The organism is Amycolatopsis sp. SID8362 (assembly GCF_010550475.1).
GTDB lineage: Bacteria > Actinomycetota > Actinomycetes > Mycobacteriales > Pseudonocardiaceae > Amycolatopsis > Amycolatopsis eburnea.
On the sequence record NZ_JAAGNB010001586.1, the window covers coordinates 1 to 2,067 of the forward strand.

1 protein-coding gene is annotated in these 2,067 nt (G+C 74.5%); it reads right to left on the reverse strand.

The features are described from left to right. Window positions 1–2,067, reverse strand: a 2,067-nt coding sequence (locus tag G3I65_RS48900) for an ATP-binding protein (RefSeq protein ID WP_160702440.1), incomplete at both ends; no start/stop codon positions are given.

Genomic DNA, 2,067 nt, shown 5'->3' on the forward strand with positions numbered 1-2,067 from the left:
GCCCGGCATCAGCTGCTCGCCTCGGCGGCGGCGCGGGAGGCCCGCCTCCGTGAACGCCGTCGGGGCCGCCTGCGAACGGGCCTGGACCGTGCGGAAGTTCTCGTCGCTGGCGAAGTCCCAGCTGCGGCGCTCCTGCGGTTCGGGTTCCGCCTGCTCGGGCTCGGCCGGTTCCTCCGAAGCCGCGGGAGCCGCAGGCACGGGAGCGGCCGGCTTGTCCTCGCGGAACCACGCCGACAGCATCTCGTCGAAGATCGGCGTCGTCTCGGAACGGTCCGGTGCCGGCTCGGGAGCCGGCGGGGCGGGCGGCGTCGCGGTCGCCTGCTGCCACCAGTCGGTCAGCGTCGTTTCGTTGGCGGAGAACAGGTCCTTGCCCGCCGGCAGCTCGTCCGGCTTCGGCTGCTGCACCGGCACCGGCAGCACCGCGGGCAACGTCGGGCGCGGGGGCGGCGGGGCGTCGTCGTCCTTCGGGATGGGCGCGAACAACGCCGTCCCCGAAATCTCCAGGTCGGACGGGGGGCGGGCCTCGGACAGGCCGGCGAGGTCGCTCGCGGACGGCCAGCGCTCCTCCCCCATCGCCGGCTGCTGCGGGACGACCGGGCGCGGGCGGGAGTTGCCGTTGACCTGGCGGCGCGGGAGCTGGTTGCCCGCCGCGGGGCTGGCCGGGTGCTGCTGGAGGGCGCCGATCGGCCCGGTCAGCGGGCCGTCGGTCACCGGCATCACCAGGTCCGCCGGGACGACGACCGTGGCGCGGACGCCGACGATGTCCTTGCCGCCGTGCAGGGACACCCCGATGCGGTGCCTGCTGGCCAGCCGGCCGACGACGAACAGGCCCATCCGGCGCGAGGTGGCCAGGTCGACCGATCCCGCCTCGGTCAGGCGGGTGTTCGCCTCGGCGACCTCGGCCTCGTTCATGCCGATGCCCTTGTCGAGGATGTCGATGTTGAGCGAGCCGTCCTCGCCCAGCCGCGACGCCACCGTCACCGACGTCTCCGGCGCGGAGAACGCCGTGGCGTTGTCCAGCAGCTCGGCGACCAGGCGCATCAGGTCGCTCGCCGCGTAGCCGACGATCCGCGCCGGGGGCGGCGGCTGGACCTGGACCCGCTGGTACTGCTCGATCTCCGACACCGCGGCGCGGAGCATGTCGGTGGTGCCGACCGGCTTCCCCGACCGGCGGCCCGGCTCGGCGCCCGAGAGCACCATGAGGTTCTCGTTGTTGCGCCGCATCCGGGTGGCGAGGTGGTCGAGCTGGAACAGCGTCGCCAGCTGGTCGGCGTCCTCCTCGTCCCGCTCGAGCTGCTCGATCAGCTGCAGCTGCCGCTGGACCAGGCTCTGGCTGCGCCGCGAGAGGTTGACGAAGACGCTGCCGTAGCCGGTGCGCATCGCGGCCTGCTCGGTCGCCAGCCGCAGCGCCTGGTGGTGCACCTTGTCGAACGCGCGCGCCACCTCGCCGACCTCGTCGTCGGTCTGCACCGGGACCGGGCGGACGTCGGTGCCCTGCGCGCGGCCCTCCTGGATGTTGCGGACCGCCTCCGGCAGCGCGGTCTCGGCGACGTCGAGGGCGCTGCGCCGCAGCACCTTCAGCGAGCGCAGCAGCTGGCGGGTGATGAGGAAGACGACCGCGACCGCGAGCACCATCGCGGCGAACAGCAGCACGGCGAGCAGGCCGGCGCCACTGCTGGAGTCGTCGACCAGTTCCTGCGACGTCGCCGACGCCGACGCGCCGAGCCGGTCGGCGACCTGCCCGATCTGCGCGCGCATCGCGGCGGACGCGGCGTTCCAGTCCTGGACCGACAGCGTGCGGAAGGCGTCGTCGACCGCGCCGCTCGGCGCGTTCAGCACCGACTCGACCATCCGCGCGCGGCTCTGCGCCTGCGCGCCTTCGGCGATGGCCGCGAAGTCGCGCTGCAGCGAGTCGCCCGCCGCGGACCGGAAGTCGACCAGCCGGTCGCCGAGCCGCAGCTCGGCGGCGCGCAGGGTGGCGAGCTCGCTCGGCGACAGCCCGGCGCGGGCGATGCCGAAGGACACCAGTGCCTGGCTGACCGACACCTGCTCGCCCGCGACGAGCAG